Source organism: Pseudomonas sp. TE12508 (genome assembly GCF_056279485.1).
Genome location: NZ_JBWCCN010000011.1, coordinates 78,827 through 105,668, shown reverse-complemented (window position 1 = coordinate 105,668; position 26,842 = coordinate 78,827). Strand labels below are relative to the sequence as shown.

The window sequence follows — 26,842 nt, the reverse complement described above, 5'->3', positions numbered from 1 at the left end:
GATCTTTTGCCTTTAAAAGATCAAGATCAAAAGATCGCAGCCTTCGGCAGCTCCTACCAGGTACCGCGAGATCGCAAGCGTCTTTTATAAAGAACAAAACAGCAGGTGACGTCATGGCCACACCCCAACAATTGCAACTGCTGGCACCCTTGTCCGGCGTGCTGATGCCGCTGGATCAGGTGCCCGATCAGGTGTTTTCCAGTCGCGTGATCGGCGACGGTCTGTGTATCGATCCGACTTCGCAAACCTTGTGCGCACCGCTGGCCGGCGTGATCAGCAATGTGCAGGTCAGTGGGCATGCCGTCAGCATCACCGACGACAATGGCGTGCAGGTGCTGATGCACATCGGCCTCGATACTGTGAACCTGGCTGGAAAGGGTTTCACCCGATTGGTGGAGGAGGGGCAGCGGGTAATCGTGGGGCAGGCACTGATCGAGTTCGATGCCGATTACATTGCCTTGCACGCACGCAGTTTGTTGACCTTGATGCTGGTGGTCAGCGGTGAGCCGTTCACCTGGCTGGCGCCCGAAACGGGTGTGGTGGAAAGTGGCCAGCCGCTGCTGAGTCTGAATCCATCCGAAGGGGCGGCCGATGAGGGAATTGCGCAGGAGGGCGAAGCGCTGTTTTCCAAACCGGTGACGCTGCCCAACACCAACGGTTTGCATGCTCGCCCCGCAGCAGTGTTTGCCCAGGCGGCGAAAGGCTTTGCGGCGAGCATTTGCCTGCATAAACAGCAGGACAGCGCAAACGCCAAATCCCTGGTGGCGATCATGGCTTTGCAGACCGCCCATGGTGACGTCCTGCAGGTCAGCGCGGCGGGCGCGGATGCCGAAGTGGCAATCAAGACGCTGGCCGAGTTGTTGGCCGCCGGTTGTGGAGAAGCCGTAACGTTGATGGCAGAGGTTGAGACAGTTGCCGCGCAGGCCTCATCGCTAACGGTGCTGCGCGGCGTCTGTGCATCGCCGGGGTCGGCGTTTGGCCAGGTGGTGCAGATTGCCGAGCAGAGCCTCGAGGTGAGCGAGTCAGGCGTCAGCCCTCAGGTTGAGCGTGAGCACCTGTCCCGAGCGCTGGCCAAGGCGGTTCTGGCCTTGCAGCAATTGCGAGACAAGGCCACGGGTGACGCCCAGGCAGACATCTTCAAGGCTCATCAGGAACTGCTCGAAGACCCTGGCCTGCTGGATCAGGCACTGGCACTGATCGATGCAGGCAAAAGCGCCGGTTTCGCCTGGCGTGCGGCCACCGAGTCGACGGCCACCTTGTTCAAAAAACTGGGCAATGCCTTGCTGGCCGAACGGGCCGCGGATTTGGCTGACGTCGGTCAACGGGTACTCAAGCTGATTCTCGGCGTAGAGGATCGTGCAATGGAGTTGCCGGACGGGGCGATTCTGATTGCCGAGCAACTGACGCCCTCCCAAACGGCCGGTCTGGATACGCGCAAAGTACTCGGGTTCGCGACGGTCGGTGGTGGTGCCACCAGCCACGTGGCGATTCTCGCGCGGGCCTTCGGTTTGCCGGCGATCTGCGGCTTGCCGGTTCAGGTGCTGACACTGATCAATGGCACCCGGGTGTTGCTCGATGCCGACAAGGGCGAACTGCAGCTGGATCCCGAGCTGGCTGCCATTGAGCAGTTGCAAGCCAATCGTCAGCTGCAAAAGAAACGCCAGCAATACGAGCTGGAAAATGCAGGACTGGCCGCCTGTACCCGCGATGGGCATCACTTTGAAATCACCGCCAATATCGCGTCCTTGGCCGAAGCCGAACAGGCCATGGCGCTGGGCGGCGAGGGCGTTGGTCTGTTGCGTTCGGAGTTTCTTTATCTGGATCGCAACCACGCGCCGAGCCATCACGAACAGGCCTCCACCTACAGCGCCATTGCCCGCGCCCTTGGGCCGGCGCGCAATCTAGTGGTGCGCACCCTGGATGTCGGCGGTGACAAACCCTTGGCCTATGTGCCGATGGAGCGCGAAACCAACCCGTTCCTGGGCATGCGCGGCATTCGTTTGTGCCTGGAGCGTCCGCAACTGTTGCGCGATCAGTTCAAGGCGATCCTGAGCAGCGCCGGGATGGCTCGCCTGCACATCATGCTGCCGATGGTCACGCAATTGTCGGAACTGCGGCTGGCTCGCCAACTGCTGGAAGAAGAAGCGCTGGCATTGGGCCTGACTGAACTGCCGAAGCTGGGGATCATGATCGAAGTACCGGCTGCGGCGCTGATGGCTGATCTGTTTGCGCCCGAAGTGGATTTCTTCTCCATCGGCACCAACGACCTGACCCAGTACACCCTGGCCATGGACCGCGATCACCCACGGCTGGCCAGTCAGGCCGACAGTTTTCATCCTTCGGTATTGCGCTTGATCGCCACCACCGTGAAAGCCGCCCATGCCCATGGCAAATGGGTCGGAGTATGCGGTGCCCTGGCTTCGGAAAAACTGGCGGTGCCGCTGTTGCTGGGGCTTGGCGTGGATGAACTGTCGGTGAGCGTGCCGTTGATTCCAGCGATCAAAGCGGCAGTTCGCGAAGTGGATTTGCTGGAATGCCAAGCCATCGCCCAGCAAGTGCTGGGGCTGGAAAGTGCCGAACAGGTACGCGAGGCATTGCGGCTGCACCACGAGGCGACGGTCGATACTTCACTGGTTCTGGAGAACTGAGCATGTTCGAGAAAATGCAGCGGGCGTTCTGGAAAGCGTTGACCCCGGACCTAGTGGTGGACGAGCCGAAAATGGAGGCTCAGCCGATTGGCGGTTTGGCCGCAAATATCGTCGCTGCGCTTGGCGGAATGGATAACCTCAAGTCGCAACAGCCAGTGGCGCTGACCCGGGTGCGGGTGGAATTGCGGGATGTGGCGCGGATGGATCGACAGGTTTTGGCTGCGGCGGGGGTACCGGGGGTGATGATGCTGGAGGATGGGGTTGTTCATCTGATCACTGGTCTTCAGCCATAACCGGACCTTTGTGGTGAGGGGGCTTGCCTGTGGCGAGGGAGCTTGTTCCCGCTGGTCTGCTGAGCGGACAATCCTGATGTCGCCAACTCTACACGGTGATCGTTCCCACGCTCCGCGTAGGAATGCCTCAAGGGACGCTCCGCGTTCCAGCCACACCGCCGCTGTCGAGCCAGACACCGATGTGACGCAGAGCGTCACGGGCTGCATTCCCACGCAGAGCGTGGGAACGATCAAATGTCGGCCGCCGCTACTCCGACGGCCGAGCCCGCAACCGCCGCCCAATCAGATCCAGCACATCACAGCCATCGCGCAATGGAATGGCGCAGAGCAAGGCGAAGTCGCTGAGAATGAAGGATTCGCACTCGACTGAACCGCGCATCGACATGTTCTCAAGCACCTGAGTGACGGCACGAATTCGATAGCCGGCAGCGTCATACAAAACATCGAGCGGCGCGTGGGTATCGACGAACAGGGTCGGCATGTCGTTGCAGTTGCCGGTGAGTGCCATGAAGCGGTTGTCGGGATGAGGAATTGGATTTTCGTAGGGTGGATCGGGATGAAGACTTTTCATTTTTAAACCTCTGGTAGAAGTGGAGCTACCATCGGCCTTCCTACAGGCTTGGGTGGCAGCTATACGCGGGGTAGGAATATCGAGACCAGAGAACTCGACCACACCGAAGCGTGCCCGCGCACAGCCGCCGCAACTGATCTTACGGACACACGTTGATGGCCGCAATTCAGGTGTCAACGCCAAAGCGTCCTCTCTAGTCTTGAAGGGTTCCTACACCCTGCCACTGAATTTTCAGTGACCACCAGAGACTATCGATGGAGCGCATTTCACACCAGTTCATGGAAACCGCTACGAGTTGAAGGAAACTTCCGATGACCTTGCCCAGAAATTTCACCGTCTTGTAAGACCGCCTTCGCGGGCAAGCCTCGCTCCTACGGAATCGAGGCAGACCGCTAAATATGAGAACGACTTTAATCCTGTAGGAGCGAGGCTTGCCCGCGATTGAGCGCGAAGCGGTCATAAAATCTATCTGCCTCAGAGATAACAGGCCTTACCTGGCGCAGAAAATTAGGCGCGGGGACTTTGCGGGGGATCGATCAGGAAAGAAGTCGGGAAAGGTGGAAATGGATGTAGGGCGATTCGCTGATTAGCGGCGACCAAGTCATGTTCAGCGAAGCGGCCCTAAACCCTGCAATCGCATTGCATCTGATACATCGTGCTGGATGGTTTTACGACTGCTTCGCAGCCCAACGGGGGCAAGCCCCCTCGCCACAGGGTTTCATTTCATTCAATTAGCTGAGGTTGAACACACCAGGCGCATTGCCAGCCATGCTTTGACTGTGACCATCCGCCGCGCTGCCCTTACTGTTTCTCAACCGCAGGTGTATCGTATTCGCCTTTTGCAGGCCCCGCGCCTGTGGCTGATACGTGAGGTAGTTGAGTTCATGTCCTTTACCCGTCGACAAATACTCGGTGGTCTGGCCGGTCTTGTGGTGGTTGGCGTGGGGGCCGGTGGCGCGTCGCGTTACTGGCTGGGCAAGATGGCCGACGCTGACGCCGGCCACGACTATGAGCTGATCGCCGCACCGCTGGACGTCGAGCTGGTGGCCGGGCACAAGACCCCGGCCTGGGCGTTCGGCCCGTCGGCGCCGGGCACTGAATTGCGCGTGCGTCAGGGCGAATGGCTGCGGGTGCGCTTCATCAATCACCTGCCGGTGGCGACCACTATTCACTGGCACGGCATCCGCCTGCCGCTGGAGATGGATGGCGTGCCGTATGTCTCGCAATTGCCGGTGTTGCCGGGGGAGTACTTCGACTACAAATTCCGCGTACCCGACGCTGGCAGCTACTGGTATCACCCGCACGTGAACAGCAGCGAAGAGCTCGGTCGCGGATTGGTCGGCCCGCTGATTATCGAAGAGCGCGAGCCCACCGGTTTCAAGTACGAAAAAACCTTGAGCCTCAAGAGCTGGCACGTCGATGAAGAGGGGGCTTTCGTCGCGTTCAGCATTCCTCGCGAAGCGGCCCGTGGCGGCACGGCGGGGGGCTTGTCGACCATCAACGGCGTCTCGCAAGCGGTGATCGACTTGCCCGCCGGGCAGATCACTCGCGTACGGTTGCTCAACCTCGACAATACGCTGACGTACCGCCTCAACATTCCTGGCGTCGAAGCGCAGATCTATGCTCTGGATGGCAATCCGATTGAACCGCGCCCACTGGGCAAGGAATACTGGCTGGGTCCTGGCATGCGCATTTGCCTGGCGATCAAGGCACCGCCGGCCGGTGAAGAATTGTCCCTGCGCAACGGCCCGGTACGCCTGGGCACCTTTCGCTCAGTGGCCAATACCGACGCGCCGACCGCGTGGCCGCCGGCGCTGCCCGCCAACCCGGTGGCCGAGCCGGATCTGGCCAATGCCGAGAAACTCAACTTCAATTTTGAATGGGTAGGCTCGGTGTCGGTCAATGTCGAAAACGGCAAGCCGCCAAGCCTGTGGCAGATCAACGGCAAGGCTTGGGACATCACCGATAAGACCTGCGCCGATCGGCCGATTGCCAAGCTCGAAAAGGGCAAAAGCTATATTTTCGAATTGAAGAACATGACTCAGTATCAACATCCGATCCACCTGCATGGCATGAGCTTCAAGGTCATTGCCTCGAACCGGCACAAGGTCATCCCGTACTTCACCGACACCTACCTGTTGGGCAAGAACGAGCGTGCGCAAGTGGCGCTGGTGGCGGATAACCCGGGGGTCTGGATGTTCCACTGCCATGTGATCGACCACATGGAAACCGGCCTGATGGCCGCCATCGAGGTGGCGTGATGCGTCAGATTCGCCCCGCAGCGATTATCGACCGCAGCCGTGATCGTGATTTCATGCGCGAAGCCCTGGCCCTGGCCGCTGAAGGCGCGGCGCTGGGTGAAGTGCCGGTGGGCGCGGTGCTGGTGCAGGACGGTGAAATCATCGGGCGGGGTTTCAATTGCCCGATCAGCGGCAACGACCCCAGCGCCCACGCCGAGATGGTCGCGATCCGCGCCGCGGCCCAAGCCGCCAGCAACTATCGCCTGCCGGGCAGTACGCTGTACGTGACGCTGGAGCCGTGCAGCATGTGCGCCGGGCTGATCGTGCATTCGCGGATTGCGCGGGTGGTGTATGGCGCGCTGGAACCCAAGGCCGGGATTGTGCAGAGCCAGGGGCAGTTCTTTACCCAAGGCTTTTTGAATCACCGGGTGTTGTATGAGGGCGGGGTGTTGGCGGAGGAATGCAGCGCGGTGTTGACTGAGTTCTTCAAGGCACGCCGAGCAAAACCTTCAGAGTAAACACCGAACCATTGTGGGAGCGAGCCTGCTCGCTATAGCGGACTAACATCCAACATTTTCGTTGGCTGAAAGGTCCTCATCGCGAGCAGGCTCGCTCCCACAAGTGATCTCCATTGTTTGGGAGATCGGGGTTTTACTTGCGGGCGACGATGACGGCGCGCATCGGCGCCGGCAGCCCTTCAATTGTCTTGCTGTGATCCTGCGGATCAAGGAAGTCGCTCAACGACTGATACTTCATCCACTCCGTCCCGCGTTGTTCCTCGACCGTGGTCACGCTCACATCCACGCAACGCACATCGCTGAACCCGGCGCGGCGCAGCCACAGTTCCAGCGCCGGCACCGACGGCAGGAACCACACGTTACGCATCTGCGCGTAACGGTCTTCGGGCACCAACACCTGCTGCTGATCGCCTTCAATCACCAGCGTCTCCAGCACCAGTTCACCGCCCTTGACCAGGCAATCCTTCAGCGCCAGCAAATGCTCGATCGGCGAGCGGCGATGATAGAACACGCCCATGGAAAACACGGTGTCGAAGCCTTCCAGATTGGGAGGAAGATCCTCAAAGGGAAACGGCAGGTGCCAGGCATTGGGCTCGGACAGGTAACGCTGCACGGCCTGGAACTGGCAGAAGAACAGCCAGTTGGGGTCTACGCCGATCACGCTGTCGGCCCCGGCGCCGAGCATGCGCCACATGTAATAACCGTTGCCACAGCCGACATCGAGGATGCGTTTGCCTTTCAAATCCAGATGTGGCGCGACTCGCGACCATTTCCAGTCCGAGCGCCATTCGGTGTCCACATGCACACCGAACAGGTCGAACGGCCCTTTGCGCCAGGGCGACAAACCCATCAGCGCGGTGCGCATTTGGGCGCGGGTTTCGTCGTCGCAATCGGTGTCCAGTTTCAGGCCGTTCAACAAATCGACTTCGCTAGGCTGAATCTTCGGCAACGCGTCCAGCGCGCTCTGCCAGCGTTCCAGGTCGCCGTGACCTTTTTCCATTTTCTTGTCGAGTTGCGCTTGCAGGGTGTTGGCCCATTCGGCCAGCGGAGTACCGGCCAGGCGGCGGGCGAGGGGGGACAGATCAATCATGGCAAGGCAATCAACGAGGCAAAGTTAAGACACTGGAACCACGGCACGACTTTCGAGAACCCGGCGGCCAGCAGGCGTTCGCGGTGTTCTTCGAGGCTGTCGGGCTTCATGACGTTTTCGATGGCACTGCGCTTCTGGGCAATTTCCAGTTCGCTGTAGCCGTTGGCGCGTTTGAAGGCTACATGCAGGTCGGTGAGCAGCGCGTGTTCTTCGGGGTCGTTGAAGCGCAGCTTCTCCGAGAGAATCAGCGCACCACCGGGCAACAACGATTGGCGGATGCGTGAGAGCAGCGCGGTGCGCTGGTCCGGGGCAATGAATTGCAGCGTGAAGTTCAGCGCCACTACCGAGGCTGGCTGGAATTCCAGGGCAAGGATATCGCCCTCGATCACTTCCACCGGCAGCAACTCCTGGAACATCGAGTCCTGGCCGTTGAGGTACTCACGGCAACGCTCGACCATGGCTGCGGAGTTATCCACAGCGATGACGCGGCAGCCGTCGGTGCGCACGTGACGGCGCAGGGCCTGAGTCACCGCGCCGAGAGACGAGCCCAGGTCGTAGAGCACGCTGTTGGGCTGGGCGAACTGCGCGGCGAGCACGCCGAGGTTTTCCACGATGGTCGGATAACCCGGCACCGAGCGCTTGATCATGTCCGGGAACACCCGCACCACGTCCTCGTTAAAGGCGAAGTCAGGCACCTGGGTCAAAGGCTGGGCGAAAAGGCGATCGGATTCTTTGCTCACGGCGGTTCCAGCGGCATGGGTGGAAAAGGCTGGCATTTTAGCCAAATTGACGGGGGGATGCGCGGGTTGTCGGATAAAGCGGCTGGACTGATGCGCTTTGAATGGTGAGAGGGCTGTTGTGGCGAGGGGGCTTGCCCCCGTTCGGCGGCGTAGCCGTCGTAGAACGTTAGATGCAATCGACCTGAAAGAATGCGTTGGTCGGGATTTGGGGCTGCTTCGCAACCCAACGGGGGCAAGCCCCCTCGCCACAGAGTTCAGTGCGGTTTCTGGGTGAACGCCGACGCCGCAATCCCCCATTGCCCCAGCCAGTAGCTGAGGATGATCACATAAGGTGCTGCGTTGAACGGTGATACAAACCGGTTAATGCCAATCACGCTGTCAGAAAACACAAACGCCACCGCGCCCGCCGCCGCCAGCAGCGCCGAGCGTTTGGGCACGTCAGTGCCGAGTCGGGCCAGGGCGCGCCAGAGCATCGCGCTGATGGCCAGGCCATAAACGATTACCGGGACCAGTAACGGACCCAAGCCATTGGAAATCAGAATCCCCAGCAGCACAGCGCCCACGCTCAACGCGAGGATCAACGGCAACAGCGCCAGACGCCGGCAATCGCTCAAATAAGCCTTCAGATACGCCAGATGCGCGACCAAAAACGCCCCAAGGCCAAACACGAACAAATCCCCCGGCCATGCCAGCAACACGTCACCGAGCAAGGAGAAAATCAGCCCCAGGCTGATCCAGCGTCGATAGTCGCTGGGCGGCGCATCATGCAACCAGCCGAGCAGCGCCAGCACCGGCAACGGTTTGACCAACAGGCACAGCAGCGCCGCATGGGTGCTCACCCCATAGAGAAACGTCACCGCGCCCATCAGCGCCAGAATCAGCCAGCCCACGATCAGTTAACCGCGATGGCGCAGTCGAAGGTTTTCACCGCCGGTACTTCGGGTGCCCACGGCTGTGAATACGTCAGCCGCAACCGACCAGTGCCGGTGGCAAAGGCCTGAAAGCGCCAGGTGGAAATGCCCGCGCTGCCGACGATCCCGGCATCTTCCGGGTTGCTGTAAACCTCGGGGCTGAGCGCGCGCAACACGCCACCGGCCGAATCCTGGATCGCCCAGCGGTAACCCGTGGTCGGGTTGCTGGGCAGGGTCAGGATCAGGTTTTGCCCGTTGTTCAGTTGCACCGGGCATTCGCTTTGTTTTTCCACGGTCACGTTGTGTTTCGGTTGCGTGGCGCAAGCGCTCAGCAGGGCGAGGGCGAGGGGGATAAACAGGCGGGTGGGGGACATTAGTCAGCGGCTCCGGCATTCACGACGAACGGCGAGCATAACTGAAGATGAGACAAAGTGTGACAGCGTTGCGGGAGATGATCGTTCCCACGCTCTGCGTGGGAATGCATCCTGTGACGCTCTGCGTCACGCTGGTGAAGGGACGCGGAGCGTCCCGGGCGGCATTCCCACGCAGAGCGTGGGAACGATCAGTTACGGGGGTTAGAACAGAATTTTCGCCACATCCGCAAAGCGTTTGGCAAAGTGCACGGTAATCCCTTCCTTCAGATAATCCGGCAGTTCTTCAAAGCTTCCACGATTAGGCTCGGGCAGGATCAACTCGAAAATCTTCTGCCGCCGCGCTGCAATCACCTTCTCGCGCACACCGCCAATCGGCAGGACATGCCCGGTCAGCGTCAGTTCGCCGGTCATGGCCACGCCTTTTTTCGGTGGCTGGTTGCGGGCCAGGGACAGCAGGGCGCTGGCCATGGTCACGCCGGCGCTCGGGCCGTCTTTCGGCGTGGCGCCTTCCGGTACGTGGAGGTGAACGAAGGCTTCGTCGAAGAACGTCGGATCACCGCCAAATTGCTTCAGATGGGAGCTGACGTAGCTGTAGGCAATTTCTGCCGACTCTTTCATCACTTCCCCCAGTTGCCCGGTGAGTTTGAAGCCACGGTTGAGGGTGTGAATGCGCGTGGCTTCGATCGGCAGGGTCGCGCCGCCCATGCTGGTCCAGGCCAGCCCGGTGATCACGCCGATGCCGGACAGCACTTGTTCGTTGCGGAACACCGGTCGGCCGAGTGAGGCTTCCAGGTCTTTCGGCCCGAGCTTGATCACCGCTTTCGGTTCGTCGAGCAACTTCATCACAGCCTTGCGCACCAGTTTGCCGAGGTTTTTTTCCAGCTGCCGCACCCCGGCTTCACGGGCGTAGCCGTCGATCAAGGCTTTCAATGCGTTGTCGCTGATGCTCAGGCTACCCTTGGACACGCCGGCTTTTTCAAGTTGTTTCGGCCACAGGTGACGCTTGGCGATCGCGACTTTCTCTTCGGTGATATAGCCCGACAGGCGAATCACTTCCATCCGGTCCAGCAACGGGCCGGGAATCGAATCCAGGGTGTTGGCGGTGCAGACGAACAGCACTTTCGACAGGTCCAGGCGCAAATCCAGGTAGTGGTCGAGGAATTCGACGTTCTGCTCCGGATCGAGGGTTTCCAGCAGCGCCGAGGCCGGATCGCCCTGGTAGCTCTGGCCCATTTTGTCGATCTCGTCGAGCATGATCACCGGGTTCATCACTTCGACGTCTTTCAGCGCGTGGACGAGTTTGCCCGGCTGCGCGCCGATGTAGGTGCGGCGGTGGCCCTTGATCTCGGCTTCGTCACGCATGCCGCCGACACTGAAGCGGTAGAACGGCCGGCCGAGGGATTCGGCGATGGATTTGCCGACGCTGGTCTTGCCCACGCCCGGCGGGCCCACCAGCAACACGATAGAGCCGCTGATCTCGCCCTTATAGGCACCGACCGCGAGGAATTCGAGAATGCGGTCCTTGATGTCGTCGAGGCCTGCGTGGTGTTTATCCAGCACCTTGCGCGCGTGTTTGAGATTGAGATTGTCTTCTCCGTACACGCCCCAGGGCACTGAGGTTGCCCAGTCGAGGTAGTTGCGGGTCACCGCGTATTCCGGCGAACCGGTCTCGAGGACCGCCAGCTTGTTCATTTCCTCTTCGATGCGTTTCTGCGCCTGAGGCGGCAACACCTTGCCCGTCAGACGTTGCTCGAACTGCTCGATGTCGGCGCTGCGATCATCCTTGGTCAGCCCCAGCTCTTGCTGGATGACCTTGAGTTGTTCCTTGAGGAAGAACTCGCGCTGGTGCTCGCCGATCTTGCGGTTCACTTCGGCAGAGATTTCTTTCTGCAGGCGCGCGACTTCGACTTCCTTGCGCAGCATCGGCAGGACTTTTTCCATGCGCTTGAGCATCGGCACGCAGTCGAGCACTTCTTGCAGCTCGCTGCCAGTGGCCGAGGTCAGGGCGGCGGCGAAGTCGGTCAGCGGTGACGGGTCGTTGGGGCTGAAGCGGTTGAGGTAGTTTTTCAGCTCTTCGCTGTACAGCGGGTTGAGCGGCAGCAGTTCCTTGATCGCGTTGATCAGTGCCATGCCGTAGGCCTTGACCTCATCGGTCGGCTCGGTGGGCTGATGCGGGTATTCGACTTCCACCAGGTACGGCGGGCGATGGTGTTTGAGCCAGGTTTTGATGCGTACGCGGCTCAGACCCTGGGCGACGAATTGCAGTTTGCCGTTTTCGCGACTGGCGTGGTGGACTTTGACCAGGGTGCCGTATTCCGGCAGGGCTTTGGTGTCGAAGTGGCGCGGGTCTTCCTGGGGAGTGTCCATGAAGAACAGGGCCAGGGAATGGTGATCGGATTGGCTGACCAGTTCGAGGGTTTCGGCCCACGGCTCTTCGTTGACGATCACCGGCAATACTTGCGCCGGGAAGAAAGGCCGGTTGTGGATCGGGATGATGTAGACCTTGTCCGGCAGGTTCTGGCCAGGCAGGGCGAGGCCTTTGCCGGTGGAGTGGTGTTCGACGTTGTCTGTTTCGGCGTATTCGCTCGTGTCTTCGGGGAATTCTTGCTGGTCGGTCATGGGGCACCTGCGCAATAGGGTATGGGTCTTAGATGGGGCAGGTGGGGGGTGGTTTCAATGGGTCTGGATATTTCAGCGTGTGTGTTCAGGGTTTTGACAGCGCCCTCAGGCGCGTCTTTCCTGACTGCTGAAAATCAAGATCAAAAGATCGCAGCCTTCGGCAGCTCCTACAGGGGGATGGGTGACCTGAAACAATCGAGCACAAAAAAGGCGACCCCCTCTCAGGAGTCGCCTTTGCTTTAACTGCCGCTACCGCTTATTCCGACAGTTTGTACGCAATCACATAGTCACCCTGTTTGGTGCCCAGCGATCCGTGACCGCCCGCAACAACGAGCACGTATTGCTTGCCGTCTTTGCCGGTGTAGGTCATCGGTGTGGTTTGCGCGCCTGCTGGCAGGCGGCCTTCCCACAGTTGCTTGCCGTTTTTCACGTCGTAGGCGCGCAGGTACTGGTCGAGGGTGCCGCTCAGGAAGGCCACGCCACTGGCAGTGGTGAAGGCCCCGCCCAGGCTCGGTACACCCATGCTCAGAGGAATTGGAACCGGCGAGCTGTCGCGCACGGTGCCGTTCTTGTGCATCCAGATGGTTTTGTTGGTGGTCAAATCGACCGCCGCCACGTAACCCCATGCCGGTGCCTGGCACGGCAGGCCCATTGGTGACAGCAGGGCTTCGAGGATCACGCCGTAAGGCGCGCCTTTGTTGGGCTGCACGCCTTCGGTTTCGCTGACGCGAGGGCCTTGTTTGGCGATTTCGGCGGCCGGGATCAGTTTCGATTTGAACGCCATGTAGCTCGGGTTCACGAAAGCAATCTGACGCACCGGGTCAACCGAGATGCCGCCCCAGTCGAACACGCCGAAGTTACCGGGATAAACGATCGAGCCTTGCAGCGACGGCGGAGTGAACATGCCGTCGTAGCGCAGGGATTTGAAGTCGATCCGGCACAGCATCTGATCGAACGGGGTCACGCCCCACATGTCGCGTTCCTTGAGGGTCGGCGGCACGAAGTTCAGGTCGGACATCGGTTGGGTCGGCGAAGTGTGGTCGCCTTCCACTGCGCCTTGCGGCACCGGAATTTCCTTGATCGGCACGATCGGCTGACCATTGCTGCGGTCCAGCACGTAGATGCTGCCTTGCTTGGTGGACGCGAGCACCGCCGGTTTCACACCGTCTGCGGTTTTCAGGTCCATCAGGGTTGGCTGGCCGCCGACGTCCATGTCCCACAGGTCATGGTGGGTGAACTGGAAGTGCCAGCGCACCTTGCCGGTGGCGATGTCCAGCGCGGTCAGGCCGGCGGCGTGCAGTTCCGATTCAGGGGTGCGTGCGCCACCGAACTGATCCGGGGTCTGGTTGCCCATCGGCAGGTAGATCATGCCGAGTTTTTCGTCGACGCTGAAGATGGACCACATGTTCGGCGAGTTGCGGGTGTAGACCTTGCCTTCGGCAATCGGCGTGGTGTCGTCCGGGTTGCCGCTGTCCCAGTTCCATACCAGTTTGCCGGTGTGCACGTCGAACGCGCGGATCACGCCGCTTGGCTCGTCGATGGAAACGTTATCGGTCACGTGGCCGCCAATCACCACCAGGTCTTTGGTGACCGCCGGTGGAGATGTGGAGTAATAACCGCCGGCGGTGAATTCACCGATGTTGGTCGTCAGGTCAACCTGGCCACCGTTGCCGAAGTCTTCGCACATTTTGCCGGTGTCGGCGTTCAGGGCGATCAGGCGGGTGTCGGCGGTCGGCAGGAAGATCCGGCGCGGGCAGACGCTGGCGACAGGCGCGTTGGCAGTGCCGGTAGGGCTCTGCTCGGACGCGTAGGCGGCGTCATCGTGATAAGTCACGCCACGGCAGGTCATGTGCGCCCAACCCTTGAAGTTCGCCGCGTTCTGCGTGGAGAGCTTCGGATCGAAACGCCAGAGTTCCTTGCCGGTGTCCGGGTCCAGCGCGATCACCTGGCTGTGCGGCGTGCAGACATAGAGCATGCCGTTGGCTTTGAGCGGGGTGTTCTCGGCGGTGGTTTCGCCCGGGTCGTTGGGGCCAGGCAGGTCGCCGGTGCGGTAGGTCCAGGCGGGAACCAGTTTGTTGACGTTCTGCGGCGTGATCTGCGCCAGTGGCGAGTAGCGATCGCCATGGGCGCTGCGGCCGTAGGAGTTCCAGTCGCCATCGGGCATGGCCGGGGCGGTGTTGCTCATGCCAGGCACGGCGTCACGATCCAGTTCGCCTTTGATTTCACCGGGGTTGGTGAACAGGCTGGCCAGCGCGGCGATACCGGCGATGACCACGGCAGCGCTCAGCACGCCGGTGCCGACCGGGTTGAACTCGCCGGTACGCAACGGACGACGGAACCATGGCAGCAGCATGACGATACCGAGGGCAAAGAGCAGCGCCAGACGTGGCACCAGTTGCCACCAGTCCAGGCCGACTTCCCACAGTGCCCAGACCGTACTGGCGAACAGCACCACCGCGTACAGGCTCAGCGCTGCATAACGGTCGGCAAGCAGCAGCCCCCCGGTCAGCATCAGGCCGATACCGGCCAGCAGGTAATACAGCGAACCGCCGAGCATGCTCAGCTTGATCCCCCCGGCCAGCAAGGCCAGGCCCATTAGTAGAAGCACGATACCGAGCAGGCTCGGCAGCAGACGGCTTCGACTGAAAGCACCATCAGCGCTCATAGTGTGGTTCTCCGTGACGTTTTAAGTAAGCCCGCGCAAGTTCACTGTAGATGACGATCTGGCGCGGGCAGGGTTCAGTTAAGAAAGGTGTGCGGTTGATTCAATCCCTGTGGGAGCTGGCTTGCCTGCGATAGCGGTGTGTCAGTTGGCAAAAGTGTCGGCTGACCCACCGCTATCGCAGGCAAGCCAGCTCCCACAGGTCTTGTGGTTTTAATTAGAACGATGACTGGATCTTGATCCCGCCAATCAGCGCGTCATCGACCTTGTCCACGCCACCGGGGTGGCGGATGTATTGCAGGTTCGGGCGCACGGTCAGCCAGTTCGTGACGTGCACGCCGTAATAGAGCTCGCTGCTGTATTCGGTGTCTTGTGGCGGCAGGAACGACGGGTCGTCGAAGTCGAAGACGGCGCGGGCCTGATTGGTGGCCTCGGCGTTCTTGCGATAAGCCGGGTTGACGTGGACACGGGCCAGGGCAAAACCGATGTCGTCCCTGGCGCGGGCATCGAACAAGCCTTTGTAGACGACGCCGGCCTGGACGTAGTTATCGATGGCGTTGGTTTTCTTGTCGTGCATCGTGCCGTTGGCAAACACGCTCAGGCCCCGAGAGTGGTCACTGGCGCGGCTGGTCAGCTGCTGCTGCACGCCCAGCCACACGCCATGCTTGCTCGATGCGCTGCGATAAGCCTCGCCGCTGAGGGCTGCTGGCTGGCCGTTGCTGTCCTTGTAGACATCGGTGGCCTTGGCATTGCTGTAGTAATAACCGGCACGGTATTCACCCGGCAGGCCATTGAATTTCGGGGTCCAGACCAGTTCCACCGGCAGGATCGCGCCCTGAGTACCGCTGCCGCTGAGTTTGAAGCCGTTGTCGCGATCCAGGTTGGACGGGTTTTGCTCGTAAGCCCCGACCTGCGCGTACAACTGCGGCGTCAGGTGATATTTGACGCGCATCGCCCACTGGCTGACCGGCCAGTTGTACCAGATGTCGCCCACCCAGTTGCCGACCTGGGAACCGCAGAACGCCAGGTTCTGGAAGTCGCAGGGGAAGCTGTTGAAGTCTTCGCCCTCGCCGAAGCGACCAACCTTGATGTCGAGCTTCTGATCGAAGAATTTCTGCTGATACCACATCTGCGTCAGGCGCCAGGTCTGGCCGCGACCCCAGACTTCCTGAGCCGAAGTGAAACCGCCGACCCGCGGATCGTTGATCCGGTCGTTGCTGATGTTGTTGCCGTTGCGCTCGGTGATGGTCAGCTGAAATTCAGCGTCGTCCCAGCCCAAAATTTTCTGCAAGTCCAGATGACTGCCAAAGCCGAACTGGTCGCTGTAGCGAGCGGTGCGATCGTGGTCGTAGCCGCCGTGCAGGTTGCTGCCCATTTCACCGGTGTAATCGACTTTGAAGTCGTAGCCCTTTTCCGAAAGTTCGGTGCGCGTGCCGTTCCAGTCACCGAGCATCCACGGCGAGTCGCTATCGAAGGCTGGCGCGGCCTGGGTGCAAGTGGCGAGGCTCAATGCGGTGAATCCACCGAGCAGGCTCAGGGTTTTTCGACTGGCCATAGGGAGTAAGACAGCGCTGTCTCGCGGAGTTTTAAAATCAGGCATAGAGAAGGAATTCTTGGTTTTTTTCTAAAGGGGTGAACTGAACGCAGCGGGAATGCAGCAGGGGGAGAAGCGTTTCAGCTGGACGGGCGTAAGGATAATGTTCTGAAACACATTGAGAAAGGGCTTTTACTGACATGGATCATTTCGGATTTGGTAATAGTCCATTGAACAAAGCAAAATCAAAAGATCGCAGCCTTCGGCAGCTCCTACGCGCCTGTGGGCGCTGCCGAAGGCTGCGATCTTTCCAAGGTCACCTACATTTAACAGAGAGCAAACAGATAGCTTCCCCCCAACGAAGCCCTCGGCTAAGGTGCGCGGCTTCCAATTCCCACTTCGCTCGAAGGCCCGGCATGACCGAACAGAACACCAACCCCCTGCACGGCGTGACGCTGGAACAGATCCTCAACGCCCTGGTTGAACACTACGAATGGTCAGGGCTGGCCGAGCGTATCGATATCCGCTGCTTCAAGAGCGACCCGAGCATCAAGTCGAGCCTGACATTCCTGCGCAAAACCCCGTGGGCGCGGGAGAAGGTCGAACGCCTGTACGTGAAGCTGATGCGCACCAAGCGCCCGGTCTGAGCATGGTCATACCCTCGACCGCGAGGCGTCGTTGTGTTGCCGTGGCGGCGATTCTGGGCTGGGCGGGTTTGAGCATTCAGCTGTACCTGATTTTTTACTTACGCTGGAGTGTTGCGGCCAGTCTGCTGGGTGGGCTGGTGAGTTTTTTCAGTTTCTTCACCGTGCTGACAAACACGCTGGTCGCGGTGGTGCTGACCTGTGAACTGACGTCCCGAGAATCGGCGGCGCGACGCTGGTTTTTGCAGCCATGGGTGAGCAGTGGGATTGCGGTGAGCATCGCCGTGGTCGGTGTGGCGTACAGCCTGTTGTTGCGCCATTTATGGCATCCAGAAGGCTGGCAATGGCTGGCCGATGAGCTGATGCATGACGTCATGCCGCTGCTGTTTCTGGTTTATTGGTGGTTCTGTGTGCCCAAAGGTACGTTGCGGCTGCGGCACATTGCGCTGTGGGTGATCTATCCGCTGGTGTACTTCGGCTATGCGTTATGGCGCGGGCATCTGCTGGCGGTTTATCCGTATCCGTTCATTGATGTGGACAAACTGGGTTATCCACAGGTGTTTGTGAATGCAGGGGGATTGTTGGCGGGGTTTGTGGTGATTGCGCTGCTGGTGATTGGGCTGGATCGGTGGCGCACGGATCGGCAGTGAACACTGACTGTGGCGAGGGAGTTTTGTGGCGAGGGGGCTTGCCCCCGTTGCACTGCGAAGCAGTGCTAAAAACCTGCAACCGATTTTTTCTGGCGTACCGCGTTTTCTGATTTTGCGACTGCTACGCAGCCGAACGGGGGCAAGCCCCCTCGCCACATTTGGATTTGCTGTTATTCCTCTTCGCTGTCATCCAGCCGCCAGTATCCGACGGCTTTGACGAATTGCTCATCCAGCCCGTGCTCATCGAGCAATACCCGACGGATCTGCCGCGACACTTTGGACTCGGTCGCCACCCACGCATACAGATTGCCATCGGGCACCTTGATCTGTTGCACGGTGGTCAGCAGGTTGTTTTTGCCTCCCTCACGCAGCACCCAGATCACATCGACCTGGGCTGCGCTTTCCAGGCGTTGTTGTTCGGCGCCGTTCTCCACTTCCACGATCACCTGCGCACGCCGGTTGGCCGCCAGGCCTTCGAGGCGACGGGCGATGGCGGGCAGGGCGGTTTCGTCGCCGATCAGCAGGTAGCTGTCGAAGATGTCCGGCACGATCATCGAGCCCCGTGGCCCGCCGATTTGCAGGAACTGGCCAGGTTTGGCCTGCTCGGCCCAGGTCGAGGCAGGGCCGTCGCCGTGCAGCACGAAGTCGATGTCCAGCTCCAGGGTGTCGAGGTCGTAGCGGCGCGGGGTGTAGTCGCGCATTTCGGGCAACGGGCCGTTGTCTTTGCCGGCGCCCAGCACCAGGTTTTCCAGCGCTGCCTCTTGCTCGGCATTTTGCGGGAACAGCAATTTGACGTGGTCATCCGTACCGAGGCTGATGAAGCCTGCCAGCTCAGGGCCACCCAGCGTAATCCTGCGCATGCGCGGCGTCAGGTCGACCACTCGCAACACTTTCAGGCGACGGCGTTTGAGCTCATGCATGACGCGGTGAATGGATTGGGATGGGGATTGCAGGATCACGTCAGTCATTCGGCTTTCTCCTGAACAGGTTGAACAGCGGGGCCATCGACGATGGCCTTGGCGGTGTTGTTGAGCAGATCGCGCACCCGCAGGATTTCTTCCGGGCTCCAGCGGCCATGGTGCATTTGCAAGGCATGGCGCAGGTTGTGCACCGCTTCGTGAATTTCGGCGGGGCGGTCATGGCCGCGCAATGAGCGCTTGCTGACTTCGATACGCATGCGCACGCCGTCCAGGGCAATCGCCTGCTCGCTTAATGACAGACGTCCGGCGTCGGTGATGCTGTAGCGTTTTTTTCCGCCTTCGGCATCGCCCAGGATCATTTCGCTTTCTTCAAGGAAGGTCAGGGTCGGGTAGATCACACCGGGGCTGGGGCTATAAGCGCCGTCGAACATGCTTTCGATCTGGCGGATAAGGTCATAGCCATGGCACGGCTGCTCGGCGATCAGGGCCAGCAGCAGCAGTTTCAGGTCGCCGGGGGCGAATACCCGTGGGCCGCGCCCACCACGTTCGCGGCCGGGGCCGGGGCGTTTCTCGAAGCCGTCGCGGCCTTCGCCGTGTTCACGGTGGGGGGAATGATGGTCTCTCATTTTTGCTTGCTCTCGTCGTGTTTAGATACAACGTAAGATATATCTTAAGGCCGAAGCAAGCGCTTCAGACCAACGGTGCCTCTGTGCTCGGGACGAAAAAAACAATCCGACGAGGAAAAAACACAAAGGAATTCCCATTCATGCACCTGTTAATTACAGAGAATTAGTGTTAACTCTCTAATACGTGGACATTAACCTTTAATTTCAGGGGGTGTGGTACTTGTCTTACGGAAGTTACACGGTGTTGGACAAGTAAGGCAGGTCGTGTTTTGCATGATTTGTAGTCCGTCTCTTACAGTCACTGTTTGATTATTTCAATATGTCGGGTTTTTTCACGCTGCCGCCATGTCCATTTGGCTACACGCTCATCAGAAGTTGCCTGCTTACTTTCAAGAGAGATTGCTTGATGATCTTCCGGCATTGAAAGTTCAACAAAACCTCTGACGGTTATATGACCGATCACAGGCTTTCGGACTTCAATGAGCCAATCCTTAGATAAAAAGACAGGTATTAGATGATGTTCAAGAAAATTGCGATGACTGCTCCACTGGCCATTCTGGCGCTGAGTTCCTCCATGGCTTTTGCCGCCGGGGAAGCGCGACACTCCATCAGTCTGATCGCCACCGTGCCGGAAAACGGTTTCTACGTGGTTCCTGTCGATCCAGACCTGGTCAATAAGGATCAGGACATGAGCCCAGGCGTAGGCGGTAACACTCTGACGCCAATTACCGGCTTTTTCGATGTGCGCAACAACAACGGTTCGGTTCACGCCAGTGTAGAAGGGACACCACGTCTCTACGGTGGGGCCAACACGATTGATCTGGTCGTAGCGTTCAACGGCATTGCCCTCACCAATACGCCGCAAATGGTTGTCGGTGAACAGGAGTCGGATGTTAACTATCGCGCACCGATCCGCATCAGCGCGGTGGGCTCCAACCACCCGGCGGGCGATTACACCGGCGCCGTTGCCATCGTTTATGACGCCGTTCCGCCTGTTGCACTCTAAGCGTCACGCAAGACCCTGAAACGCTTACTTGTCCAAGTAACGCAACCGGTCGGCAAATACGTTTGTTTGTCGGCCGGGCTTTAATCTATTGGTAACCAGAGTACGTGTTCATGTTCCCGATGACGCCCATCGCGGCTGCGCTTGCGTTGCTGCTTTGTAGTAGTGCATTTGCAGCGCCCGCCACTGTTGCTAATACGCCGAGAAGTTTGTTGTCTCAGGCCAAAGGTTTGCCGGCGGACTTTGAAGAACACTTCTTTGATGTTCCGCTGGCCGTCAGGGTGGAACTTGATCAGCAGCCGCTTGGCGAGGCCATGATTATATTGTCTCGTGATGACCGTATTACCCTACTTGAATTCACCGATACCAGTGAAAGTAATATCAGTGCCGTTGAACGTGATAGTTGGGCCACTTATCTTAAATCCGGTGTGAGCCTTGGGGCTTGCACGGGGACGTGTCCGGAACAACTGCAGGCGATCCACTACAACCTGCAAAATTCATTGGTGTCGATCGGTACTGAAAACGCCGAACGCGACACCGAAGCCAAGCGCTACTACGACCAGCCCGAGGGCGGCAGCAGTGGCTTGATCGTGCGCAATCAGCTCAACCTCAATGGTGGGCAGGAACAGGATCTGGGCGGCCGTTTTGGCCTGGAGGCCAGTGGCAGCCTGGGCAATTGGAGCCAGACATTCAACATGCAGCTGGCCCGTCTCGGTGGGCCCGATGACAAGCTTTATCACGCCATACATGAACTCCATACCCAGCGTGAATTGCAAGGCAGCTTTTTTCGCCTGGGCTTCTTTACCCCCAATTCCGAAGGCCTGACCCGCCAGCCGCGCACTTTCGGCACCAGTCCCGATACTGCGATGGGCATGATGTTCGGCAGTTCCGACAGCCTGGCGATCGACACCCCGAAACCGAGCGTCTATCCGATCTATGTCACTGCCAACCGGCAGGCCTCGGTGGAAATTTTCCGCGACGGTTTGCTGATCAATACCCAATCGGTGCCGGCCGGCTTGCAAACCCTCGACACCCGGCCGCTGCCCGGTGGCATTTACGAAGTGGAAGTACGCCTGATCGAAGACGGTCAAATCACCTCGACGACCCAGGAGCTGGTGTACAAGCCGAACAACTGGCGCAACGTCGATGAGCGTTGGCGCTACAACCTGTTTGCCGGGCAGGAACGCAAACTGTTCAGCAACTGGGATCAACAGGCCAGTGGGGACGCGACGGCGGGCGCGTCGATCAACTACCTGCTGCACCCCAGGGCCATTCTCGGGCTGTCGTTGCGTCAGGTACGCGAGAAGCTGCAATACGGCAGTTCCATCGATTGGACGCTGGCTAACAGCACCAGCGTATACGCCAATATTTATCAGACTGAAGACCATGGCACCGGGCTCGACCTGCAAGGCCTGTACAACTATGGCTCCGGCAGCGTGGTGGTCAGTCACAATCGCAGCTGGCTCGATACCACCAACATTTACGAAACGTTGCCCGACGGCACCCGAGTGCGCCAACGCAACGTGTTCACCGGCGAGACCAGCAATTCCTCCCTGGCGCTGAACCACCGCATCAGCCGTAAAAGCTCGGTCAACGCGCGGGTGTCCCACAGCGAAGGCAATGTCGAAGGCGTTGGCGTGGACCTGGGATGGACGCAGCGCGGCGAGCTGTTTGGCAGCGATGCCAGTTGGCGCCTGTCGCTGTTCGATCGTCCGGGTAGCTACAGCAGCGGCAATGATCGTAATCGCGGCGTCGACCTGAGCGTCAACGTCGCGCTGGGGACACCGGGACAACAAATATCCGGCAGCATCGGTTCGCGCACGGCGCGCGACGGCAGCCGTGACAACAACGCCTCCCTGGGTTACCGCAAAGACCTGCAGGACCACATATTGCAGAGCGTTTCGGTGACGGCACTCACCGACACCTATGGCGTCGGCGTGTCGAGCCTGGCGAACTTTAGTACCGATACGATCCGGGGCGACGGGTTTGTGCAGCGCTCGTCCTACAACGGCAACTTTACCGGTGGCCTGAACCTGGACAGCACGGTTGCCATCGGCGCCCGGCAGATGGTGATGACCAGCCAGCCTCAGGGGCGGGGCGCCGGGATGATCGTCGATGTCGAGTCCGATATCGACGGCATCGCCTTGCGTGCCGACGACCTCAGCGGCGGCAGCGCCGCCTTGCGACCGGGGCGCAATTTCATCCCCATCACCGCCTACAAAAACAGCTCGGTGAGTTTCGACTTCGAAGGCAATCACGTCCCGGCGGCGACCATCGAGCCGGCGCGCACCCGTTATCACCTGAACAAGGGCGGGGTGGAGTACCGCAAGGTGCGCGTGATGAAAACCCTGACCGTGCTCGGTCGCTTGCTCGACCCACAAGGCCGTCCCCTCAAGGGCCATCACGTGATCAACCACGCCAGCCGCGGGGTGAGTGAAGTGGACGGGTTCTTCTCCATGGAAATGAACGCCGGCTCGCCGACCCTGCAAGTGCGTTACGCCGATCAGTTGCTGTGCCAGTTCCGACTCGATACCGGCAAGTACCGCAGTGAAAACGACGTGCTGATGATCGGTGACCTGCGCTGCAGCCCGGACACCTTGGCGGACGCCACCCACATGACTGAGAAGGCGGGATGATCGACATGAGTGTCTTCAACAGGCTTGAAAAAAAACTGCGTAGCGGGGCATTGCTGACGGTGCTGTATGGGTTGTGTTCGTTACCGGCGGGTGCGGCGGTGTTGAACATCAATGCGTCGTTCGCCCCGGATTCGGCTGCCCCCCATAGGAATGAATTCAAGAATCAAACCCCGTCTCAAGGTTTCTGCACCCAAGTCCCTCAGGCATGTGAGCCGGAAGGTCTGTTCAGTCTGATCGCGCCGATTACCTTTACGGCCAATGCACCGATCCGCGCCAACCATGCGGATCCACGTCAGGGAGGAATGGCCAAAGTACCGTCGGAGTGGCGGGACGTGCAGGTCACCCATTCGTCCGGTGAGACCCATATTGTCAAGATCCGGATTGCTGGCATCGGTCACGAATCGGCAATACCGGTGCCGATCTCTGAGTTGACGGGGCAGGATGGGTTGCGCGGTTGGGACAGTCTGTGGCAGGGAGGCGGATGGATTTATGCGCCGTCCCCTTGTCAGGGTGTCGGTTGGGCCACCGCCGGGACTCGTGGTTACAACAGCTTCTGGAAAGTCCCCCGGGGCGCGGGCGTCTGCGCCAAACAGGCCCTACTCGAAATCCCTTTGTCCTTTCGCTACCTGTACTTCGTGTTCGGTTACCAGCTGATAACCCCTAATCCGTTAAGCATGCAGAGCGGTCAATACACCGGTTCGATCACCTTCAGCGTCGGGCCAGGTCAGGATTTCGACATGGGCGATGTCATGCAGCCCGACGACTCGACATTGACCTTGAACTTCAATCTCGACGTACAGCACACCCTCAAAGTCGACATTCCTCCCGGCGGCAACAAGGTCGAACTGGTACCGGAAGGCGGCTGGCAAAACTGGCTGCAAAACGGGCGCAAACCGGTGCGGCTGTTCCGGGACCAGACCTTCAATATCTCCGCGTCGTCGCGGTTCAAGATGGAGCTGAGTTGCTTCATCACCGGAACTAACAATTGCATGATTGTCGACCTGGTTTCAGGGCGTACCGCGGAGGTGCAGATATCAATCAGCTTGCCCAATGGTCTGACGGACCTTGTGGGGGAACCGGTCAAGCGCAGGCGTTTTTATCCTGGCTCGCATAGGGCCCAACAGTTTCAACCTGCCTTCTATGTCGATCGGGCCCCCGGCGTTTTGCACTTCGAAATCGATTCCTTTTACGTGAACTCAATGCTGCAAAGCGGCCGTGCGGCCACCTATTCCGGGACGGTCACGGTGATCTGGGATTCGGAAGTCTGATGGGCTGTTTATCGAGTTATCGAGCCAGCGTTGTATTCAATGTCATGAGGTTCAAGGTTATGAAGCGTCTGTTTGCACTGGTAAGTCTGGGCGGGTTTTCCCTGGCCGTTCAGGCGGGACCCAATATCAATGTCGGGACGGTTTACGACTATCTGGATGGCGATAAAAGTACCTACCTGAAACGGGTGTTCAATGGCGGCGACAGCACGGCTTTCGTCAAGGTCAACATTCTGGAAATCATCTACGACGCCGATGGCACGCCCCGTGAAGTGCCGGTCAAGAGCAAGGCCGACGCCAGCGCCCGCGACGGATTGATGGCCAGCCCCGCGCGGCTGATCGTACCGGCCAATGGCATGCAAGGTTCGCGTCTGTTGTACATGGGCGAACGTGACACCGAACGCTATTTCCGCGTGCGCTTCGTGCCCGTGGTGCCGGAAAAGGAAGACGAATTCGCCGTTTCCGAGGAAGAACGCGACACCTACAAAAAGAACCTGTCGGCGGGGGTCAACGTGATGGCCGGTTTTGGCACGGTGTTCTTCGTGCGGCCGAAAAACACCCGTTATGACAGCGTGATCGATGATGGTCCGGGCACTTACAGCATTCGCAACAACGGCAACACCGTGGTGGTGGTCGATGAGTTCAAGAACTGCTCGCTGAAGGTCGAGACCGAATGCGAGCCGACCACCAAGCACCACATCCTCGCGGGAAAGAGTTTTCAGTTCGAGAAAAAAACCGGTCGTGAGTACCGTTTCCAGCTGATTGAAGGCCAGGCCAAAAAGACCATGCGCATTGCCAGCCGGTAGCACCGACCCGTGTTGCTGCGGTTTTCTTTGATGAACAGGTACCAGACATGATCAAGCAATGGGCCTTCGCGGCATCGTTGAGTGCCGCGACGCTGATGAGCTCCCAGGTGTTCGCGGCGCGGGAAGAACATGAGTTCGAAATTTCGGTGAACATCCCCACCTTGGCGTTTTACGTGATACCGGCGGAAACGGACTGGATTCATCGCGAGCAGAGATTGCCGTGGAATCCTCATACGTCAACCTTGGGCGGTTTGCGCAAGTATTTCGACGTCAAGCACGACACCAGCGCGATTGAAGCGCGGCTGGAGACCGAACCTTATATCTCCAACGGCAACGATGCCGAGAATATATACCTGCGCGTCAGCTTCAACGGTCAGGAGCTGAGTCACGACGCTCAGCCCCGGCAAGTGGTCTCGGCACAGGAGGCCATGGCAGGCAGTCGGGTGCGGTTGGACATCGAGCCGACAATCCCCACTGGAGGTTATAAACCGGGCAGTTACTACGGCAACGTGCTGTTGGTGTTCAGTGCCGTGGCGCCCTGAGCCCGTTAAAAAAACGTCCTCCATCCCATGACAGGGAGTCATGAGCGAAGATGAAATCAGTGAAGGTTTGTAAAACCCTCCTCCAGGGCAGCGCGGGGTGGGTGATGTTGTGTGCATTAACCGTTGAATCGGTGATCGGCGCGACCATGGACATCAGCGCTTCGTTCAGGCCGGATCCGTCCAAACCCCATGAAAACAAGTTCACCAATGACACCCCGGTGAGCGGACATTGCGCACATCAACCTGAATTCTGCAAGGAGCAGGGGTTGTTCTCATTGCTTGTCCCCATCGAGTTTCAGTCCATCGCTCCCATCCTGGCCGGGCATGCCGATCGCCGCAAAGGGGCGATGTTCAAAGTGCCGGCCGATTGGCGACGGCTCACGATCAGAAAGGCCGACGGTCAGCCAGAGACATCGGAGGTCGAAGTTCGTATTGTTTCTATCGGTGGCCGTTACATTCTTCCCGATACGGCGCAAAACCTGGTCGGTGAAGGCTCACCATCCAATGATAATTCGGTCTGGCACCGCCGTTTATGGGGAGGGACTGACTGGACATGGGCACCACCTGCGCCCTGCATGGGCTCTGGTGGCGGCATGTACGTGCAGCCAACCTGGCGCACTTTTTTCTGGCTGACGCCCACATCGGGCGAGTGTGCTGCAATTGCGGGATATCGAATCGAGACGTTCAGGTATGACCAGATGCAAATCGGTTATGAATTGAGAACACCCGATCCGCTGCATATGTCTTCCGGAATTTTTATCGGCGATTTGACCTACAGCGTCGGCCCCGGCATGGACTTCGACATGGGCGATATCATGCACCCCAGCGACTCTACCCTGACATTGAGTTTTACCCTCAACGTTGAACATACGCTCAAGGTCGATATCCCACCGGGCGGTAACAAAGTCGTGCTGGAGCCGGCCGGCGGGTGGCAACACTGGCTGCAACACGGACGAAAACCGGTACGCCTGTTCCGCGACCAGGTCTTCAATATCTCGGCGTCATCACGGTTCAAGATGCAAATCGACTGCGAAATCCCCGGACTGTACGACTGCATGATTCGCGACCCCGTTTCGCAGCGTGCCGTCCTGGTGGAACTCAGCGTCACCCTGCCCGATGGCTTGACCGATCTCGCTGGCGTACCGGTCAAGCGCCGTCGTCTGGTACGTGTGGGTCAGGAGGAGGAGCAAAAATACCAGGCCCTGAATTATGTGAACAATCGGCCGGGCATCCTGCACTTTGAAGTCGCGAGCGAATACATGGATTACATGCTGCAACCTGGCGTCGCCGCCCGCTATACCGGGAACATCGTCGTGATCTGGGATTCGGAAATATGAAAGGCCTTGGGCTAATGCCGGTAAGTCAAGACATTTGAGCGGCGAAAATCCTGTGGGAGCGTGGCTTGCCCGCGAAAAATGCACCGCGGTTTTTCAGGTGCTACGCGTCATCGTTCTTCGCGGGCAAACCACGCTCCCACAGGTTCTGCGTCTTGACTTACCGGCTGACCGTTTGCCTCCAGGTACAGCATTTGGCAATGGTCGAAACGTTCA

Annotated in this window: 22 protein-coding genes; 12 read left to right on the top strand and 10 right to left on the bottom strand. The window is 59.3% G+C overall.

Translation table 11 applies throughout. The features are described 5' to 3' along the window. Positions 1-113: 113 nt before the first annotated feature. Together ptsP and ACZ9IM_RS16560 are read left to right on the top strand one after the other, a co-directional pair. Positions 114-2,648: a phosphoenolpyruvate--protein phosphotransferase gene (gene ptsP / locus ACZ9IM_RS16565; RefSeq protein ID WP_476224486.1), complete on the top strand. Its 2,535-nt coding sequence runs from the start codon at positions 114-116 to the stop codon at positions 2,646-2,648. A gap of 2 nt (positions 2,649-2,650) precedes the next feature. Continuing rightward, positions 2,651-2,941, top strand: coding sequence for a PTS sugar transporter subunit IIB (locus tag ACZ9IM_RS16560; RefSeq protein ID WP_427623007.1), 291 nt, complete (start codon positions 2,651-2,653; stop codon positions 2,939-2,941). A gap of 247 nt (positions 2,942-3,188) precedes the next feature. Here ACZ9IM_RS16560 and ACZ9IM_RS16555 read toward each other — a convergent pair whose 3' ends face one another. Then, the gene (locus ACZ9IM_RS16555; RefSeq protein ID WP_476224485.1) at positions 3,189-3,512 is read right to left on the bottom strand and encodes a hypothetical protein; all 324 of its coding nucleotides are present in this window, start codon (positions 3,510-3,512) and stop codon (positions 3,189-3,191) included. Positions 3,513-4,396: 884 nt separating this feature from the next. Between ACZ9IM_RS16555 and ACZ9IM_RS16550 the strand changes: the two genes are divergently transcribed. Together ACZ9IM_RS16550 and tadA are read left to right on the top strand one after the other, a co-directional pair. Next, the gene (locus tag ACZ9IM_RS16550) at positions 4,397-5,773 is read left to right on the top strand and encodes a multicopper oxidase family protein (protein ID WP_218398971.1); all 1,377 of its coding nucleotides are present in this window, start codon (positions 4,397-4,399) and stop codon (positions 5,771-5,773) included. Further along, on the top strand, positions 5,773-6,270 hold the full coding sequence (tadA, locus tag ACZ9IM_RS16545) for a tRNA adenosine(34) deaminase TadA (protein ID WP_476224484.1): 498 nt from the start codon (positions 5,773-5,775) through the stop codon (positions 6,268-6,270). The genes ACZ9IM_RS16550 and tadA overlap by 1 nt, the downstream gene beginning before the upstream one ends. 133 nt (positions 6,271-6,403) lie before the next feature. Here the strand turns inward: tadA and cmoB are convergent, their stop codons facing one another. The 7 genes from cmoB to ACZ9IM_RS16510 form a co-directional block, all read right to left on the bottom strand. After that, positions 6,404-7,360, bottom strand: a complete 957-nt coding sequence (cmoB, locus tag ACZ9IM_RS16540; protein WP_476224483.1) for a tRNA 5-methoxyuridine(34)/uridine 5-oxyacetic acid(34) synthase CmoB — start codon at positions 7,358-7,360, stop codon at positions 6,404-6,406. Then, entirely contained in the window at positions 7,357-8,136 is a 780-nt protein-coding gene (gene cmoA / locus ACZ9IM_RS16535) for a carboxy-S-adenosyl-L-methionine synthase CmoA (protein ID WP_476224482.1), read from the bottom strand. The genes cmoB and cmoA overlap by 4 nt, the downstream gene beginning before the upstream one ends. Positions 8,137-8,354: 218 nt before the next feature. After that, positions 8,355-8,990 (bottom strand): lysoplasmalogenase, encoded by a 636-nt coding sequence (locus tag ACZ9IM_RS16530; protein ID WP_476224481.1) that lies wholly within the window; start codon positions 8,988-8,990, stop codon positions 8,355-8,357. Between the two features lie 2 nt (positions 8,991-8,992). Then, positions 8,993-9,385, bottom strand: coding sequence for a protease inhibitor I42 family protein (locus ACZ9IM_RS16525; protein ID WP_427623005.1), 393 nt, complete (start codon positions 9,383-9,385; stop codon positions 8,993-8,995). 201 nt (positions 9,386-9,586) lie between these two features. Next, positions 9,587-12,004: an endopeptidase La gene (gene lon / locus ACZ9IM_RS16520; RefSeq protein ID WP_427623004.1), complete on the bottom strand. Its 2,418-nt coding sequence runs from the start codon at positions 12,002-12,004 to the stop codon at positions 9,587-9,589. Between the two features lie 256 nt (positions 12,005-12,260). Continuing rightward, positions 12,261-14,669 carry a glucose/quinate/shikimate family membrane-bound PQQ-dependent dehydrogenase gene (locus ACZ9IM_RS16515; RefSeq protein ID WP_427623003.1) on the bottom strand — a complete coding sequence of 803 codons (2,409 nt, stop codon included), beginning with the start codon at positions 14,667-14,669 and terminating at the stop codon, positions 12,261-12,263. 214 nt (positions 14,670-14,883) lie between these two features. After that, positions 14,884-16,266 (bottom strand): carbohydrate porin, encoded by a 1,383-nt coding sequence (locus tag ACZ9IM_RS16510; RefSeq protein WP_427623002.1) that lies wholly within the window; start codon positions 16,264-16,266, stop codon positions 14,884-14,886. Between the two features lie 350 nt (positions 16,267-16,616). Between ACZ9IM_RS16510 and ACZ9IM_RS16505 the strand changes: the two genes are divergently transcribed. Then, a complete protein-coding gene (locus tag ACZ9IM_RS16505) occupies positions 16,617-16,847 on the top strand; it encodes a VF530 family protein (RefSeq protein ID WP_007941719.1) in 231 nt (76 codons plus the stop codon). Between the two features lie 2 nt (positions 16,848-16,849). After that, on the top strand, positions 16,850-17,494 hold the full coding sequence (locus ACZ9IM_RS16500) for a Pr6Pr family membrane protein (RefSeq protein ID WP_427623001.1): 645 nt from the start codon (positions 16,850-16,852) through the stop codon (positions 17,492-17,494). 170 nt (positions 17,495-17,664) lie between these two features. Here ACZ9IM_RS16500 and ACZ9IM_RS16495 read toward each other — a convergent pair whose 3' ends face one another. Continuing rightward, positions 17,665-18,462 carry a siderophore-interacting protein gene (locus ACZ9IM_RS16495; protein ID WP_427623000.1) on the bottom strand — a complete coding sequence of 266 codons (798 nt, stop codon included), beginning with the start codon at positions 18,460-18,462 and terminating at the stop codon, positions 17,665-17,667. Next, positions 18,459-19,040 (bottom strand): PadR family transcriptional regulator, encoded by a 582-nt coding sequence (locus ACZ9IM_RS16490; protein WP_008072292.1) that lies wholly within the window; start codon positions 19,038-19,040, stop codon positions 18,459-18,461. Before ACZ9IM_RS16490 ends, ACZ9IM_RS16495 begins: the two co-directional genes overlap by 4 nt. A gap of 514 nt (positions 19,041-19,554) precedes the next feature. Between ACZ9IM_RS16490 and ACZ9IM_RS16485 the strand changes: the two genes are divergently transcribed. The 6 genes from ACZ9IM_RS16485 (at position 19,555) to ACZ9IM_RS16460 (ending at position 26,629) form a co-directional block, all read left to right on the top strand. Next, positions 19,555-20,046, top strand: a complete 492-nt coding sequence (locus ACZ9IM_RS16485) for a CS1 type fimbrial major subunit (RefSeq protein WP_476224479.1) — start codon at positions 19,555-19,557, stop codon at positions 20,044-20,046. A gap of 110 nt (positions 20,047-20,156) precedes the next feature. Then, a complete protein-coding gene (locus tag ACZ9IM_RS16480) occupies positions 20,157-22,679 on the top strand; it encodes a CS1-pili formation C-terminal domain-containing protein (RefSeq protein WP_476224478.1) in 2,523 nt (840 codons plus the stop codon). Between the two features lie 5 nt (positions 22,680-22,684). After that, a complete protein-coding gene (locus ACZ9IM_RS16475; RefSeq protein WP_218398986.1) occupies positions 22,685-23,947 on the top strand; it encodes a hypothetical protein in 1,263 nt (420 codons plus the stop codon). 59 nt (positions 23,948-24,006) lie between these two features. Continuing rightward, positions 24,007-24,750 (top strand): molecular chaperone, encoded by a 744-nt coding sequence (locus ACZ9IM_RS16470; protein ID WP_476224476.1) that lies wholly within the window; start codon positions 24,007-24,009, stop codon positions 24,748-24,750. Positions 24,751-24,797: 47 nt separating this feature from the next. Further along, the gene (locus tag ACZ9IM_RS16465; RefSeq protein ID WP_218398988.1) at positions 24,798-25,292 is read left to right on the top strand and encodes a CS1 type fimbrial major subunit; all 495 of its coding nucleotides are present in this window, start codon (positions 24,798-24,800) and stop codon (positions 25,290-25,292) included. Positions 25,293-25,342: 50 nt separating this feature from the next. Then, positions 25,343-26,629, top strand: a complete 1,287-nt coding sequence (locus ACZ9IM_RS16460; RefSeq protein WP_427622997.1) for a hypothetical protein — start codon at positions 25,343-25,345, stop codon at positions 26,627-26,629. Positions 26,630-26,842 lie beyond the last annotated feature (213 nt).